This window comes from Flavobacteriales bacterium (assembly GCA_016779995.1).
Taxonomy (GTDB): domain Bacteria; phylum Bacteroidota; class Bacteroidia; order Flavobacteriales; family UBA7312; genus UBA8444.
On record JADHMO010000015.1, the window covers coordinates 1 to 16,218 of the forward strand.

General features: G+C 38.7%; 14 protein-coding genes. 11 read left to right on the top strand and 3 right to left on the bottom strand.

What is annotated here, in order from left to right:
• The 11 genes from ISP71_07865 to ISP71_07915 form a co-directional block, all read left to right on the top strand.
• Positions 1 to 447, top strand: a 447-nt coding sequence (locus ISP71_07865) for a T9SS type A sorting domain-containing protein (protein ID MBL6664002.1), incomplete at its 5' end; no start/stop codon positions are given.
• 119 nt (positions 448 to 566) lie between these two features.
• Positions 567 to 1,343: an enoyl-CoA hydratase/isomerase family protein gene (locus ISP71_07870; GenBank protein MBL6664003.1), complete on the top strand. Its 777-nt coding sequence runs from the start codon at positions 567 to 569 to the stop codon at positions 1,341 to 1,343.
• Positions 1,344 to 1,346: 3 nt separating this feature from the next.
• A complete protein-coding gene (locus ISP71_07875; protein ID MBL6664004.1) occupies positions 1,347 to 2,825 on the top strand; it encodes a polysaccharide biosynthesis protein in 1,479 nt (492 codons plus the stop codon).
• A gap of 3 nt (positions 2,826 to 2,828) precedes the next feature.
• The gene (dut, locus tag ISP71_07880; protein MBL6664005.1) at positions 2,829 to 3,263 is read left to right on the top strand and encodes a dUTP diphosphatase; all 435 of its coding nucleotides are present in this window, start codon (positions 2,829 to 2,831) and stop codon (positions 3,261 to 3,263) included.
• A gap of 4 nt (positions 3,264 to 3,267) precedes the next feature.
• The gene (locus tag ISP71_07885) at positions 3,268 to 5,001 is read left to right on the top strand and encodes a tetratricopeptide repeat protein (protein MBL6664006.1); all 1,734 of its coding nucleotides are present in this window, start codon (positions 3,268 to 3,270) and stop codon (positions 4,999 to 5,001) included.
• Positions 4,994 to 5,737 carry a DUF4292 domain-containing protein gene (locus ISP71_07890; GenBank protein MBL6664007.1) on the top strand — a complete coding sequence of 248 codons (744 nt, stop codon included), beginning with the start codon at positions 4,994 to 4,996 and terminating at the stop codon, positions 5,735 to 5,737. The genes ISP71_07885 and ISP71_07890 overlap by 8 nt, the downstream gene beginning before the upstream one ends.
• A gap of 19 nt (positions 5,738 to 5,756) precedes the next feature.
• Positions 5,757 to 6,980, top strand: coding sequence for a peptidoglycan DD-metalloendopeptidase family protein (locus ISP71_07895; protein MBL6664008.1), 1,224 nt, complete (start codon positions 5,757 to 5,759; stop codon positions 6,978 to 6,980).
• 45 nt (positions 6,981 to 7,025) lie between these two features.
• Positions 7,026 to 7,202 (top strand): twin-arginine translocase TatA/TatE family subunit, encoded by a 177-nt coding sequence (tatA, locus tag ISP71_07900; GenBank protein MBL6664009.1) that lies wholly within the window; start codon positions 7,026 to 7,028, stop codon positions 7,200 to 7,202.
• A 12-nt stretch (positions 7,203 to 7,214) separates the two neighbouring features.
• Positions 7,215 to 8,639: an Asp-tRNA(Asn)/Glu-tRNA(Gln) amidotransferase subunit GatA gene (gene gatA, locus ISP71_07905; protein MBL6664010.1), complete on the top strand. Its 1,425-nt coding sequence runs from the start codon at positions 7,215 to 7,217 to the stop codon at positions 8,637 to 8,639.
• Between the two features lie 58 nt (positions 8,640 to 8,697).
• Positions 8,698 to 10,140, top strand: a complete 1,443-nt coding sequence (locus ISP71_07910) for a LysM peptidoglycan-binding domain-containing protein (protein ID MBL6664011.1) — start codon at positions 8,698 to 8,700, stop codon at positions 10,138 to 10,140.
• Positions 10,141 to 11,103 carry a DUF4837 family protein gene (locus ISP71_07915; GenBank protein MBL6664012.1) on the top strand — a complete coding sequence of 321 codons (963 nt, stop codon included), beginning with the start codon at positions 10,141 to 10,143 and terminating at the stop codon, positions 11,101 to 11,103. It abuts the gene before it with no gap.
• Here the strand turns inward: ISP71_07915 and ISP71_07920 are convergent.
• The 3 genes from ISP71_07920 to ISP71_07930 are packed head-to-tail and all read right to left on the bottom strand — an operon-like array spanning position 11,081 to position 16,166.
• On the bottom strand, positions 11,081 to 13,195 hold the full coding sequence (locus tag ISP71_07920; protein MBL6664013.1) for a TonB-dependent receptor: 2,115 nt from the start codon (positions 13,193 to 13,195) through the stop codon (positions 11,081 to 11,083). The genes ISP71_07915 and ISP71_07920 overlap by 23 nt on opposite strands.
• The gene (gene recO / locus ISP71_07925; protein ID MBL6664014.1) at positions 13,192 to 13,875 is read right to left on the bottom strand and encodes a DNA repair protein RecO; all 684 of its coding nucleotides are present in this window, start codon (positions 13,873 to 13,875) and stop codon (positions 13,192 to 13,194) included. The genes ISP71_07920 and recO overlap by 4 nt, the downstream gene beginning before the upstream one ends.
• On the bottom strand, positions 13,875 to 16,166 hold the full coding sequence (locus tag ISP71_07930) for a hypothetical protein (protein ID MBL6664015.1): 2,292 nt from the start codon (positions 16,164 to 16,166) through the stop codon (positions 13,875 to 13,877). Before ISP71_07930 ends, recO begins: the two co-directional genes overlap by 1 nt.
• Positions 16,167 to 16,218 lie beyond the last annotated feature (52 nt).

The window sequence follows — 16,218 nt, forward strand, 5'->3', positions numbered from 1 at the left end:
GGGAGTACAGCTCAAGAGTACCATACTAGTATCCTACCTCCTTCAGAGGAGGAGTGGACTTATCAGTCTTTCACTTTTCAACCTAGCCACGCCCACGGTTACATCTATTGTCAAATGAATGTGCCTGTCTGTGAGGAGTACCGCCGTTTTGCTTGTTTTGTGGACAATTTTGTGTTGTCAGAGGTGTCTTCTTCTTCGGCTACACTCAGCACTCAGTCCAAAGCTTATCCTAATCCCTTTACTGAGGCTTTGCACATAGAAACCAACGGTAGTCGTATAGGCATTTACGATGTTATGGGTAAGCTACACCACGAGCAAGAGGTGTTATCAGGCAATAAAAACAGCATACTATTGGGAGACTTACCCATAGGTATCTATATCCTCAAAGCCTTTAATGACGATGGTCAGGAGTTGAGCTCCGAAAAGGTCATTAAAATACGCAAGTGATGGTAGTCATCAACACTCATACCATTCTTCGCCGCGTTCAGAATAGCGTTGAATAAGAAAGTCTGTTTATGTTTTAGGCTTTTGGAAAAAACTATCTTTGTCCAAATAAAGTACATATTATGGCCTATCACTACATTTTATCCGAGCACCGAGATGGTGTGGCATACCTTACCATCAACCGCCCCAATCAACTGAACGCCCTTAACAAAGCCACTATTGAGGAGTTAAACCATGCAATTATTCAAGCAGATGCGGATACCTCAGTCCAATGTATCCTTCTAACGGGTTCAGGCACTAAGGCTTTTGTAGCGGGTGCCGATATCAAAGAGTTTGCTCATTTTAATGCTCAAGAGGGCGCGCAACTAGCGACTGACGGTCAGCGCTTACTATTTGACTTATTGGATAACTTATCTACACCCAGCATAGCAGCCATTAATGGTTTTGCCCTAGGTGGAGGTTTAGAGTTGGCTATGGCTTGTCATATTCGAGTAGCTTCTACTACTGCCAAGATGGGTTTGCCTGAAGTGTCATTGGGTGTTATTCCGGGTTATGGCGGTACTCAGCGTTTGCGTGAATTGGTGGGCAAAGGCAAAGCCTTAGAAATGATAACTACTGCTGGTATGCTTAAGGCTGAAGAAGCCCTTTCTTGGGGTTTAGTCAATCACTTGTGTGAGCCAGAAGAACTCATAACTTTTTGTGAAAAAATTGCCTCTAGCATTTGTAAAAACTCTAGCGTTGCCATTGCTCATGCAATAAAATCGGTCAATGCTGGTTGTAATACAAATGGTTATGCTAGTGAAATAGAATCTTTTGGAGCATGTTTTGCTACTGAGGATTTTAAAGAAGGCACTAGCGCTTTTATGGAAAAAAGAAAAGCCCAATTTACTGGTAAATAGAGCGTGAACCCACTCAAGAAATTATTAGGACAAACCGCCATTTACGGCCTTAGCAGTATCGTAGGACGCTTGCTAAATTACCTCCTTGTACCCCTTTATACCCGTTACTTTACAACCTCTGAATATGGCGATGTAACCCTATTGTACGCCTATGCCGCTTTTCTACTCATCATATTGAGCTATGGTATGGAAACGGCTTTTTTCCGTTTCTCTCAAAGAGAATCCAACAAAAGAGTCGTATATAGTACAGCCCTCATTTCGCTACTGATTAGCTCTTCCTTATTTGTGGGGTTTATTTATTTTAATGCTCAATCCATTGCCAACGCCTTGTCCTTTGGACAAAACCCTGAGTATATACAGTATTTTGCCTTTATCATTGGTTTGGATACCTTATCGTCTATCTCCTTTGCCAAACTGAGAGAAAACAACCAAGCTACTCGTTTTGCTTTAATTCGATTGCTCAACATCTTTATCAATATTGGACTCAACTTATTGTTCATCATTTATTGTCCGTTTGCCATAGCCAACAATTTGCCTACCGCTGATTTTATTCAAAGTTTTTATTCGCCCGACATCGGCATAGGATATATTTTTATTGCCAACCTAGTAGCTACGGTAGTTACTCTGTTGATGTTGCTGCCCGAAATGAGCCAATCCATTTGGCGATTCGACAAAGTGGTATGGCGTAAAATGATGGTGTATGCCTTACCGCTTATGGTGGCTGGTTTGGCAGGTATTACCAACGAAACCATAGACCGTATATTATTACAATACCTCTTACCTGCCGATATTTCCGCTTCGGAAATAGGGCTGTACTCGGCTTTTTATAAGCTATCTATTATCATGACACTCTTTGTGCAAACCTTCCGTTTTGCTGCCGAGCCTTTTTTCTTTTCTCAAGAAAAAGAACGCAACGCTAAACAGGTTTATGCTCAGGTCATGAAATACTTCAGTATCGTAACGGCATTTATCTTCTTATCGGTGATGATTTATTATGATGTAGTCAAGCAGTTTATTGGTTCTTCCTTTCACGACCAAAGAGGTGCTATCATTGTGCCTATTTTGTTGTTAGCCAACCTCTTTTTAGGCTTATACTATAATTTATCGGTATGGTATAAGCTAACTGAAAAAACCCAATATGGTGCTTATATGTCTTTGTTAGGGGCTACCATAACGGTTGTTCTTAACCTAGCACTCATACCATACTTAGGTTTTGTGGGTTCGGCATGGGCCACCTTATGTTGCTATTTCTTAATGGCGGTATGTTCTTACTTCTTAGGTCAAAAACACTACCCAATAGCTTATCCTTTAAAGCGTATAAGCTTGTACTTCGGTCTGATGCTCGGCTTTTATTTTCTAAGTATTTATTTGTCTTTAGGTATGGGCATAAATACACTCTTTTTAATCGTTTATATTGCGGTGGTTTATGTGTTAGAAAAACCTAAAAAAAGAGTAATTTCAAACCCACAACTTTTTGATTAAACTATGCGAGTAAAAGTCATCAACAAATCCAAACATCCCCTACCACAATACGAAACCATCGCTTCTGCTGGTATGGACGTTAGAGCCAATATAGACCAAGCCATTACTTTAGCCCCTTTAGGGCGTACTTTGGTAAAAACAGGCTTGTTTGTGGAAATACCCATAGGTTATGAAATACAGGTTCGCCCTCGTAGTGGTCTAGCTTTTAAAAAAGGAATAACGGTCTTGAATAGCCCCGGAACAATTGATGCAGACTATAGAGGTGAAATTGGCGTTCTATTAGTAAATTTGTCTTCCGAACCTTTTGTCATCGAAGACGGCGAACGCATAGCCCAATTGGTATTGGCATCGCACGAACAAGCTCGTTGGCAAGAAGTGGAAATTTTGGAAGATTCAGACCGAGGCCAAGGCGGCTTTGGTAGTACAGGAACAAACTAACTCTATGAGAAGATATCTTATTATTGCAATCCTTTTTTTGTCGCTGAGCAGCCATGCCCAAGACCACCCTTTCTATTCTATCAACGACCCTATAATCAAGGAAAACCTCAATAAAGTTGACCCTAAAGACTATCAAAATGCGTTCTTTAATGGTCTGAGGTATAAAATATTAGGCGACCCTGACAAAGCCTTAGAATACTTTAGCGACTGTATTCGCATGAACGGTAAAGAGCCAACCCCCATGTACGAGTCTGCCATTCTGTATTTCAACAAAGGACAGCTTGACCAAGCTCAATTTTTTATTGAAAGTGCCTGTCAGCTTGAACCTGAAAACAAGTGGTTTCAGCAATTGTTAGCGACTACTTACCTAGAAAACGGACAATACACTAAAGCCATTACTAGCTTTAAAAAACTACTCAAAATAGACCCTAAAAATGAAGACTGGCATTTTGAATTGGCATCGGCTTATTTGCTGAATAACCAAGCTAGAAATGCCATAAAAGTGTACGACGACCTCGAAAAATATATCGGGCCATATGATATGCTTTTCCAACAAAAAAAACGCATTTATAGCGAAATAGGCGATAAAGAAGGGGCGATTAGAGAGGTTGAGAAGTGGGTGGAAGCAGAACCAAGAAACCTTGAGGCACTCAACGAATTATCAGAGTTGTACCTATTGTCTGGCAAACAAGCCAAAGCCATACAAACCCTAGAAAAATCCTTGGAACTGAAATCGGATAATGCGAGTGCATTTATTATGCTTTCCGATTTGTACCGCAACAACAAAGAACTGGATAAGTCTTTTGACTACACTAAAAAAGCCTTTGGTTCTTTGGACTTAGGAATTGACGCTAAGATGCGTCTGCTCTTGACCTATTACGACTGGACAGACACAGATACCTCGCTACTATCTAAGGCATACACCCTCATTGATATACTCTCAGAAACACACCCCAATGACGCTAAGCCCTTTACTATTGCTGGTGATTATTATTATAGGGACGATAATTTAGAGGCTGCCAAAACTAACTTCTTACGAGCTGCAGAACTAGACCCTAGCCGCTATCCGATATGGCAACAGCTGATGATTATCTCTTTTGACCTTAAAGAATATGAGGAAGTGATTACTTTAGGCCAAAGTGTTCAAGAACTTTTTCCTAGTCAGCCCATTAGCTATTATTTTGTAGGTCTAGCATACATGCAAGACAAACAATACAGTTCGGCCATTGACCAACTGAATACGGGCAAATTAATGGTGATTGATAACCCCAACCTGTTAGCTCAATTTTATGCCTCCCTAGGCGATGCTTATCACGCCCAAGAAGAAATCAAAGAATCTGACGAGGCTTATGACAAATCCTTAGAAATATTCCCCGAAAACACCTATGTCCTAAACAATTACAGCTACTACCTTTCTTTGAGAAAAAAGAAACTTGAACAAGCCGCCCAAATGATGAAACTCTGTGTTGAGCTTTCGCCCGGTCAATCCTCTTATGAAGACACCTATGCTTGGGTTTTCTATCAGATGAAAGATTATCAAAATGCTTTGGTATGGATAGAGAAAGCCATTTCTAGCGGTGGTAATACGAGCTCAACCATAGTAGAACATTATGGCGATATTTTGTATCAACTTTCTAGAAAAGAAGAAGCCCTACAACAATGGCAAACAGCCCAAGAACTAGGCTCAGAATCGGAATTTTTAGACCAAAAAATAGCAGATAAAAAACTCTATGAATAAAAGCCTGTTTGGCATATTGATTATCTGTACCCTTTCGGCATGTGTAGGTCCTAAAAGCCTAATAAACAGCTCTAGCAAGTCGGTGTCCCATATTTTAAAAAATGCTCAAGAAAAAGGGGCTGAAGTAGATTGGTTTACCGCCCAACTCAAAGGCCAAGCCCAGTTAAACGATAAAACTTACCCTATCTCGGCTCAACTACGAATGCGACAAGATAGTGTGATATGGATTTCTGTATCAGCCATTTTAGGACTAGAGGCCGCCAGAATACACCTAACGCCTGATAGCGTAAAACTGATCAACCGATTGAACTCCACCTACTTTATAGGTGATGTTAAAGAGCTTACCAAACGCTACAACCTTCATTTGTCTTTTTATGAAATACAAAATGTATTATTAGGTAAGCACTCCTTTTCTAACCCTAATGCTTTCCGCTTATTACCCTCCGAACAAGATTATATTTTGTTGGCCGACTCAGACACCGCAAACTATACGCTACGCTTAAATTCAGAATTTCTTCCTTTAGAAATTAATAGCATTCAACAGGATAGCATATCTCTTAAACTGAGTTACTCTAGTTTTGTTGCTGTGCAAGAGGAATGGTTGCCTCAAAATACCGATTTGCAAGTCCTTACACCGAATAACGACCTTCATTTCACTTATTCGTATTCTAAAATGCTGGTAAATAGACCGAAAAAAATAAAATTCTCCATACCTTCGTCTTATGCGCCAATGTAGTCTTTTCGTTTTTTTTCTTTTGGCAATATGCTCTTTTAACGGCTTTTCGCAAAGCGGTGATAAGGAGGCTTTGCAAGATAAAAAAGCCAAAATCCAGAAAGAAATAAAGCTGACAAACTCCTTATTGCAAAAGGCTAAGAAAGAAAAAAACCAATCGGTTACTACCCTAAATACGCTCAATAAACAAATTCAGTCTCGTAAAGAGATTATCCAAGCTCTAGATTTAGAGGTTAAGATGGCAAGTATTCAAATCGGAAACCTAAAACAACAAATTCAAGAGACTCAGCAGTCTATTGTCACTCAACAAGAGCTATTGGACACCCTAAAAAGTGAGTACGCTTTAATGATTCGTCACGCTTATTTCAATCGTAACACCTACGACAGATTGGCTTTTGTGTTTTCTTCTCAAAGCTACAATCAAGCCTTTAAACGTTTAAGGTACTTGCAAGAATACAGTCAATTTAGACAGAAACAAGTTGAAGAAATTAAACTTGTCGAACAAAAACTCAGTGATGAATTACTAGCTCTCAAACGACAAAAGGTGTTACTTACCGTTGCCAAAAATGAAAAGACGCAATCTCTAGAGTCCTCTCAAATAGAGGTTGGTATATTAGACAGCGAACAATCATCGCAAAAAAACCTTTTATCTAAGCTCAGAAAAAAAGAAAAACAGCTTAAAAAGGAACTCCAATCCAAACAAAGCTTAGCCAAAGAACTCGACAAACAAATACGTAAAATTATTGAGGAGGAAATACGCTTAGCTAAAGCCAAAGCGAGTAAGGAGAGCGATGTGTTAGCATTAACACCAGAAGAACAAGAACTTGCCGATAACTTCACCTCTAACAAAGGAAAATTGCCTTGGCCCGTAGAGCGTGGCGTTATTATTGAACGCTTTGGGGTACAAGCACACCCCGTTCTTAGAGGCATAGAAACCTTTAATAATGGCGTTAAAATTACCACCGAAGAAGGAGCTCTTATTCGTGCCGTCTTTGAGGGCACCGTTTCTAGAATCATTGATATACCTGGCGCTGGTAAAGCCGTTATACTTAGTCACGGCGATTATTTCAGTGTTTATTCCAACTTATTAGAGGTTTCTGTCAAGCGTGGGCAATCGGTTCTGCTTAAAGAAAAAATAGGCACTGTGCTTACCAAAACAAACACCAAAGAGAGCATTACAGAACTGCAGATATGGAAGGGTAGCGAAAAAATGGACCCTTCATCTTGGCTTTTTCAAGCCTACTAGTAAAAAAATCTGTACTTTTGCGCCTACTATAAACAAAGATTGATTATGAATTCTATTCTTTTAGTAATTGGCTGGCCTCAAATCGTTCTAATTGTTGTTATTGTACTAATCCTTTTTGGCGGTAAGAAATTACCCGAACTAATGAAAGGTTTAGGAAAGGGCATGAAGGAATTTAAAGACGCTACCAAAGAATTAAACGACGATAATAAAGAGGATAAATAATCCTTTATTCCTATGAATACCTACCGTTCTCTAAGAGCAATTCAAAAAGCCTTACAGGCTGATGATATTACTTGCCTATCTCTTACCCAATCTTATATAAAGCGCATTCACGAACAGAAAGACCTCAACGCTTTTTTAGAGATTTTCGAGGAGGAAGCTTTAGCCTCTGCTCAAGCGGTTGACGATAAGCTCAAAGCAGGTACAGCGGGGCGTTTGGCGGGTATGGTAATCGGTATAAAAGACAACATTTGTTACAAAGGGCATCGTCTTTCTGCCGCCTCAAAAATTTTAGATGGTTTTGAAAGCATGTTTAGCGCTACGGTAGTTGAGCGTTTACTTGCTGAAGATGCTATTATCATAGGGCGTTTAAATTGCGATGAATTTGCTATGGGTAGTACCAACGAAAATTCAGCCTTTGGCTCAGTATTAAACCCCATTAATTCCAAGCACGTTCCCGGTGGTTCGTCTGGTGGTTCGGCAGCCGCTGTGGCCGCAGACCTTTGTTTGGCGTCATTAGGTAGCGACACGGGTGGCTCTATACGTCAGCCCGCTTCTTTTTGTGGCGTTATGGGCTACAAACCCACTTACGGTAGGGTGTCTCGTTGGGGGCTTATTGCCTACGCTTCTTCTTTTGACCAAATAGGACCCTTTACCCACAACGCTGAAGATGCTGCTTTGTTAATGGAAGTTATGGCAGGTAGCGATGAGTACGATAGCACTTGCTCTGAAAAAGCTGTTCCTAAATACAGTCAAAAATTAAATACCAACAAATCGTACACCATAGGCTATATTAAAGAAACACTAGAAAGTCCAGCATTAGATGGTGAAGTAAAAGCCCACATACTAGAGAAAATAGAACAATTTAAAGCCTCTGGTCATACAGTTGTAGCATTGGATTTTCCTTACCTCAATTATGTGGTGCCGACCTATTACGTTTTGACAACTGCTGAAGCTTCTTCTAATTTAGCCCGTTACGATGGGGTACACTACGGACATAGGAGTGCCGATGCACAAGATATCCCTAGCACTTATGCTAACTCTAGGACAGAAGGTTTTGGCGAAGAAGTGCAACGCCGTATAATGTTAGGGACTTTTGTCCTTAGCGCGGGTTATTACGATGCTTATTATACCAAAGCTCAAAAGGTACGCCGATTGCTTTTGGATAAAACACAAGCTATTTTTGAAAACTGTGATTTCATCTTATCGCCTACTTCACCACATACAGCATTAGAAATTGGTAAAACCTATGATGACCCCACCCAATTGTATTTGGAGGATATTTTTACTGTACACGCCAATATTGTGGGCATCCCTGCCGTTTCATTACCAACAGGAACGCATAGCAACGGTCTGCCTTTTGGAATTCAACTGATGGCACCAGCTTTTAAAGACGATGAATTACTAGCAGTTTCCAATCAGATAATGAACATGAAGTAGTTAATAATTAACGGACATTTGCCTCAATTTAAGGTGCAAATGCCTCATTTTTGTAAGCATGAATAAACCAATCTTATTTTTACTTTTTTGTAGTGTCTTACTATCCTCCCATTTACTAAGCGCATCGGTTTCCGACACCCTTAGTTTCAGCCTACAAAAAGAAGATCCTAAATTGGCTCAAATGGATTCTTTATGGTCGCTTGAGCAGTTATCCGCCCAACAAATAGAAACGGATACCAACATATTAAACCGTTGGGACTATGCCTCTGATAGCATTCCCCTTTTTAGCGATTCGCTGATACAAATTCGCTTATCTAAGCTCAATGAACAAACCCCTTTTGAGTTAGTGTATAATCAAGCGGTTAAAACACAAATTAGTGTTTATGCTAACACCTATCGCAATCATGTTTCTAGAATGTTAGGTAAGGCCAATTACTATTTTCCTTTATTCGAATCTAAACTCGACGAATACGATTTACCCTTGGAATTTAAATACTTAGCTATTGTTGAGTCAGCCTTGAAGCCTCATGCACGTTCTCGTTCGGCAGCAACAGGCTTGTGGCAATTTATGTATGCTACCGGTAAAATATACGACCTGAAAGTAACCTCCTATATAGACGAACGTAGCGACCCATTACAATCGACTATTGCTGCTTGTGAATACTTTACGTTTTTGTATAAAATGTTCAACGATTGGGAACTTGTTTTGGCAGCCTATAATGGCGGCCCCGGATACGTTTCTCGTGCTATGCGCCAATCAGGCGCTAAAGATTATTGGTCTGTGCGCCCTTACCTCAGAAAAGAGACCCAAAATTATGTTCCTAAATTCATTGCAGTGAATTATATCATGAACTATGCTTCTGAACACAATATCTATCCTACACCCTATGAGTTCACTATGGCAGAAACAGATACTGTTAGTATAAATCAATCCATGACTTTTGAGGTGTTGTCCGAAACTTTAGGGGTTGATATCGACATTATCAAAGAACTGAATCCTATTTACAAACGTAACCTCATACCTGTAAGCCAAAATAGTACAGCAAGTATCCGCCTACCCTACAAAGCAGTAGCAACTTTTGTTAATAATTCCGATAGCATTTATGCCTATAGCGAATCTTTGCAAGAAAAGTATGTGGCTATGGACGCCCCTATTGTACATCGTGTTAAAAAAGGCGAATACCTGGGCAGGATAGCTAGCCAATACCATACTACCATTGGACGAATAAAGAACTGGAATAATTTATCTTCTAATGATTTAAGTATAGGACAAAAATTGGTCATTTATGTTAACCCCGATTCTGCGCCTAATTCTTCTCAAGCAACAACCAAAAGTAATTCTAAAGGAGAAACCATTTATACCGTTAAATCAGGCGACACTTTATGGGATATAGCACGTAAATATTCAGGCGTTTCTGTTGCTCAAATAGAACAATTAAACAACATCACTTATCGTGATTTAAAACCCGGTTTGACGCTCAAAATCCCCAAAACTGGATAGATGCGATACCTCTTCTTTTTTCTAGTTTTCTTTATTAGCGCATGTGTAGGCGAAGACACTTCTGTATTGCCATCACACACAGGAGCTATCAATGAAGTAGTAATCGTTATAGATGAGCCCATTTGGCAGGGAGCAAGCGGGGATAGTCTTCGTCAGTCTCTTAGTACAGAAGTTGCTGGTATTTCTTGGAGAGAACCTTTGTTTGATATCATACAAATTAACAGCACAGCCTTTAGCCGAATTTTTAAAACACATCGTAACTTAATTATCGTGCAAAAAGGGCAACAATCCAAAGTATATTTTGACACCAAAACGTATGCTCAAAATCAATGGCTCTGTATAGTAGAGTATCAGACGATAGAGGATTTGCCAAGCTTATTAGGTCAATATGCCCCTATTATGGCTTATCAGATAGGACAAAAAGAACATGAACGCTATATGAAGATACTACCACCCAAAAGACAGTATGAAGCGCTTAGCAAAGGCTTTAATCTAAACTTTGGGTTGCCTAGTGAGTACAAACTTGTTTTGGATACTAACCGTTTTTGTTGGTTTGAATTTAATCCTCCAGATAAAGAAATCATTAAAGGAGTGTTTGTTTATGAATACCCTAACACCTCCACTTTTAATTCAAATACCATCTTGTCGGCTCGAGATAGCGTTCTTCAACAGTTTGTTTTTGGCTCCTCAGAAGGCAGTTATATGACTACTGAACGCTTATATCCACCTTACATTTCCACCTACACACACAATGCTCTTGAAGGCTTAAAAGTCAAAGGACTTTGGAAGATGCAAAACGCTTTTATGGGAGGTACTTTTGTCAGTCATTTTCTGAATGACACCATACACGATAGGATTCTAGTGATAGAAGGTTTTTTGTTTAACCCTGGAGAAGAGAAGCGCAACAGTTTACAAGAGCTAGAATGGTTGATTTCTGATTTTAAAATTCAGTCTTCAAACTAAGGATTAGGTTTCTTCCTGGTGCACTAATTCCACTCGAAAACGTTTTGTAGTGAACGTCTAGTATATTTTCTAGGTTTACTTGGGCTATTAACTTGTCACTTATATTTACAGAATAGCTAAAGTTCAGCGTCCACCAAGAAGGCGTTCCGTCTGCTGTAGCTTCGTCTAAATTGTCGCTACCACTTGAACCGTATTCTTCGGCTTTTTTCCAAGCGTTATATAAGACAAATAAGCCTAGTTTGTGTTTGTTTTTTACCCAATTCAACTGACTTTTACCATATAACGGCGGTATGTGATCCATTGGCAAATCTGAGCTATCGTCTTTACCGTAGGTATATGAAATGGTGTGAGTGCTAGACCATTCTTTATTTAGATATAAATAGGCTTTTGTATTAAATCCATAGAGGCTGGCTTCTTGAGTATTGGTATTAGCGTAAATGGGTAAATATTCGCCATCATACCACAGACTATCTTGCCCGTTTAGGGTGAATGCTTTTTTAAGTATAGCGTCTTCCAATATGGTGTAGTACACCGTTGTAGAAACATAACTTTTTCCTAAAGTTTTATTTAGGGTTAGCTCTATATTTTTTGATTGTTCGGGCGTTAGGTTTTCATTGGGAACAGTAAGTTTACCAGATTTTTCAAACACCTTAGTAAGGTCATCAACGTTTGGACTTCTGAAGCCTGTGGATAGAGATAATGTGCTTTCCCAACCCTTATTCATGTCCCATCTTAACCCTAAACTAGATGTAAAGGCATCGTTATTGAGTTGAATAGTGTTAAACGGTAAGCCCAAAGTATTACTTTCATTAAAGTCAGCATTTAACAGAATGCTTGAATACCTTGCTCCAGCACTAAAATTAATTCGTTTTGATAGCGGCGTTTTGTATTGGCTATACACAGAAATTGTAGTCATATCGCTACCTCCATCAGCATAGCGTGTGCCGTAGCCCTCAGTAGCTCTCGAATGAACGATGTTGTGTTGTAAATCAACACCATAATTCAAGGTCTTGTAGTCCCATTTTTTGATAAAATCAGCAGTATTAGCAAATACAAACACATCTTCTGTACGCTGTATTAAGTCTGCATTGTACTTTTGACTGTTTCTGCTTTCTTCCAATTGTTGATAGGAAATTGTATTATTGAAACTATCATAAAAAAAGTTCTTCTTTTGGTGTTCAGTACCCAATCCTAATAACAATCGTTTTTGTGGGCCATAATACCATTCTTCAAATTTTGGTTGACCGTTAGACAAGTCGTTGAGTTGGTCAAATCGGTTTAGATTGGTTGTGCTTGACACTTGCAGATTCATTTTATAGCTGAGGTATTCGCTAGCGTCTAATCTTATCTTCTGTATAAAATCTACTTGGTCATAGGCTGTTTTCAATTGCTCATTATCATCAACGACATGAGCTTCTTTTCCCCAGTCTGTATAGCCATGATAGCGTTGTTTGCCCATTTTTAGGTTGCCAAATCGATTGAGGTTTATGCCTTGTAAAAAGCTCCACTTCCCTTTGCTCCAACTGTGGTCGTAATAGAGATTTACTCCATTATTAACAGAGCTATATCTTTGTAATAAATTGGCCTTCCATGCTTGTCCGCTTTTTGGTGATTTAGTGTGATAATGTACTACACCACCTAAAGCGTCACTTCCATATTTTACAGAAGAAGGTCCAAAAACAATATCTACGTTTTGCAGCATTAAAGGACTTATACTTATGCTGTTTTGTAGATGACCAGAGCGGTAAATGGCGTTGTTAAGGCGTACACCATCAACAACTAATAAAACCCGATTGGCTTCAAACCCTCTTATGATTGGGCTGCCCCCACCTGATTGACTCATTTGTACGGCTACTGCACCTGATTTTTGTAGAATATCCGCACTGCTAGTTGGGGCATCTTGAAAAATGTCAATAGCATCTATTTTTTCTATTCTATTGGGACTCAATAAACGTTCGCTTTCTTCTTTGTCTTCAGCAAAAATAATTTCAGGAATACTTAAGCCTATCAAGATGGTGTCTTGCCCAGTGTTCTGTGCCAATAGACCAATAGGGAATAAAAAACATAATAATTTTAGGTAATATTTTTTCATACGCTTAAAACTCTTTCTAAAACATCTTTAGACTTAATACGGCCAAACCCATCGACATGCAATTGATAATACTCTAGTATATACTCAAGGATTCTTTTTTTATTGTGTATTGGCTCTAAGTTAAGTGCAGACACAAACTCTGTGGTGTTGCTGATGTAGTGTTTGTGTTCATTATTATCTCTACTAAAACAGCCGTTCATCAAGTCAAAATAGGGTAAGTTGGCGTTTTCCATATTGGGGTAAAAACCTAAATAACTACTCAGAGCTATTAGAAAACGAATGTGAAATTGGCTATCAAAGTCGCTTTTATCAAACTCCACTAATGAGAGTTCTAAAAAATGATATAAGTCCTGATTTTCTTCTTCCTCTTTGAGACATTTGCTCAACACCTCGGCTAAAAATAGTGCCACACTACTTTTAAGCACATGAAAGGGGATGCTGCTATATGCCTCTGGGGCTTTGACCTCTTTTATTCGTTGAAGTTGCTTGTTGTTTTTATGGTAAACCGTAAGGTCTAAAATATTAAGTGGCTGATAGTAGGCACTTCCACCTTTCTTTTTTCTTACACCATTAACTAAATAGGACTGTAAGCCTAGCTTGGCGGTATATATTTTGCATATAATACTACTTTCGCTGTATTTCACGCTATTTAATACAATACCTTTAGTTTGTGAATACATTATTTTATGAAGAGTATTTTTGCCACATTTGTTTCTAGCCCAGTTGGGTCTGTACTAAAAACTAAGTAAACTCCTGTGTTTGCTCGTTCACCATATTTGTTTTTACCGTCCCATATGGCTTGTCCACCAAAAGCCGTAGTCGTTTTAATCAGATTGCCCTTAATGTCAGTTATCTTAATGTTGGCATTTTCGACGACATTTTTTATAGCAATAGGACCATTATAATTTTCTTTTACAGGATTAGGATATACTAAGACGTTGCCATGTTTTTTTTCTCCTGCAGTGGCTTCTCCTTTGTAAGAAATTAAACCCTTATCGGTTGATATAAACACTTCTCCACTACTGTTGTCTATTGATATATGGTTGATGGCATTGGATAATAAAGGGCTGTTTTCTTGCGTAAAATGTTCCATTTGTTGACTGCCATCTGCTGAATAAACAAACACCCCAGAGCTTTTTGTGCCAAACCATTTTCGGTTTGCTCCATCAATAGCAATAGCTGTCACTGACTCATTGGCAATTATAGGCTCAACATAACCATCCGCCTCAACCAAAACTTGTTGTGCATCGCCATTTAAACCAAAAACTTCATCGGTATTATAAAATACAGCAAGACCTTTATCGGTTCCTACCCACACCTCTCCATCATTATCTATAGCTAGAGAATAAACCATATTTGAAGGTAAATTTCCTTGTCCTGCATTGGTGTTTAAATGTTTATTGTTATCGTCATTGGTGTTTTCAGGCGTACCGTTATCGTCGTATACAATCATACCTCCGCCTTTAGCAATAAAGAACCATTTTTTGCCTTGGTTGTCTATTAGTAGGTCGCCTAAATGACTATTTTGCGTGTTGTAGCTTGTTATGTTGTAAGACTGCCATTGGCCTTCGGTATTCATAAACGCTAAACCTTTGTTTACAAGAGAATTGGTAATCCAGACTAAGCCGTTATCATCAACAACCACATCTTTTACCCTTAGCCAACCGTAGTTGCCATCACTAGTATCGCTCGATATTGTTTGTAGGTTTCCGTTAGAAGTTTCGTAATTATGCTCTTTTACTAAGGTATAATTTCCTAAATCGTCATCGTATTCCAACTCTAAAAGACCATTGTTCCACGTGCCTACATAAAGTTTGCCATTCGGACCTTCCACTATATTGGTGATGTCTTTAGCGTTACCTAAACTCGTATAAGGTAGATTGTACCAATTATAGCCATCCGACCAATGAAAACCTTGGTAAGTGTTGTTGTTGTCCCATTGCACAGATATACCACCAGGAGATACAAGGATTTTATCTTGGGTTGTTGAGGTTGAAAAAGCACGATTTGTTAATGGACCAGAGGGCTGATAATCTTTTAAGGTTAGGTTTTCGTTAATTCGAATTAAGCTTCTTATTCCATCGCTCAACCAATATATATTGCCATCTACTATAACATCTGACACCCTGTACAAGTAAGAACTTTCTTTAATTGTATTCAGCGTATTATCGGACCTAATTTCTATTAGGTTACTTTGTGTACCAACAAACAATCTATCTGACTCTGCCTTTAAAAACTTCAAATTTTCGGTCGTAGCCGCTACGTACATATTTTGAGAAGAATAGCAATATATATCTTCTAATGACTCACCCAAAAAATAGATTTTTTGATGAGCAAGCTCTAAGCTATTTATTGGAAAATCTACTAATTGATGTTGCCAAGACTGATAATCCAGCAAATTATCATTTATACTTGCTTTAAACAAGCCTATATCTGTAGCAGCATATATACTATCACCTTTAAAGCATAAATCATTTACACCCAGATTTCCATTAGCATTTAAATAAAAGGTGTTGGCAATTTCTTTTTTTTCAGTGTTTAGCTCTATAATTCCGAAGGAACAAGATAAGTAGGCAGTATTATTATTAAAGGTGATGTTATTAATGGACTTTCCTCCGACAATATTTTCCCTTTCTACATCTAGCATAGTATAAATACTATTATCTTCAATGATATCTATTTTGGTGCTGTTGTAAGCTATAACTAGGGTGTTTTTTTGAGGGTCTTTTGCCATAGCGGCGACACCCACATCGCTCAAGCCATTAATGGTACTGAGCCTATTTAGTGTTTGTCCCTCAAGGTCTAAGTAAAACAGGTTGTTTTCAGTTGCCACATATATTTTGTCGTTCATTTTGGCTAATGAAATGGCATTGTTGTATGGTAAATAATCACGCCATTGACCGATTTCCACGTTTTGGCTATAGCTGTCAAAAGCAATCAAAATGATAAGACTGAACAATAAATTTTTCACGAGTGCAAATTACTAAACTTATAACTATTGTTTGCTTATTATATTGTTAGAA

What these genes read in the sequence shown, in the direction of transcription:
- ISP71_07915 (MBL6664012.1), top strand. Translation starts at nt 10,141, where the DNA reads ATGCGATACCTCTTCTTTTTTCTAGTTTTCTTTATTAGCGCATGTGTA.
- ISP71_07920 (MBL6664013.1), bottom strand. Translation starts at nt 13,195, where the DNA reads ATGAAAAAATATTACCTAAAATTATTATGTTTTTTATTCCCTATTGGT.
- gatA (MBL6664010.1), top strand. Translation starts at nt 7,215, where the DNA reads ATGAATACCTACCGTTCTCTAAGAGCAATTCAAAAAGCCTTACAGGCT.
- ISP71_07890 (MBL6664007.1), top strand. Translation starts at nt 4,994, where the DNA reads ATGAATAAAAGCCTGTTTGGCATATTGATTATCTGTACCCTTTCGGCA.
- recO (MBL6664014.1), bottom strand. Translation starts at nt 13,875, where the DNA reads ATGTATTCACAAACTAAAGGTATTGTATTAAATAGCGTGAAATACAGC.
- ISP71_07870 (MBL6664003.1), top strand. Translation starts at nt 567, where the DNA reads ATGGCCTATCACTACATTTTATCCGAGCACCGAGATGGTGTGGCATAC.
- dut (MBL6664005.1), top strand. Translation starts at nt 2,829, where the DNA reads ATGCGAGTAAAAGTCATCAACAAATCCAAACATCCCCTACCACAATAC.
- tatA (MBL6664009.1), top strand. Translation starts at nt 7,026, where the DNA reads ATGAATTCTATTCTTTTAGTAATTGGCTGGCCTCAAATCGTTCTAATT.
- ISP71_07910 (MBL6664011.1), top strand. Translation starts at nt 8,698, where the DNA reads ATGAATAAACCAATCTTATTTTTACTTTTTTGTAGTGTCTTACTATCC.
- ISP71_07885 (MBL6664006.1), top strand. Translation starts at nt 3,268, where the DNA reads ATGAGAAGATATCTTATTATTGCAATCCTTTTTTTGTCGCTGAGCAGC.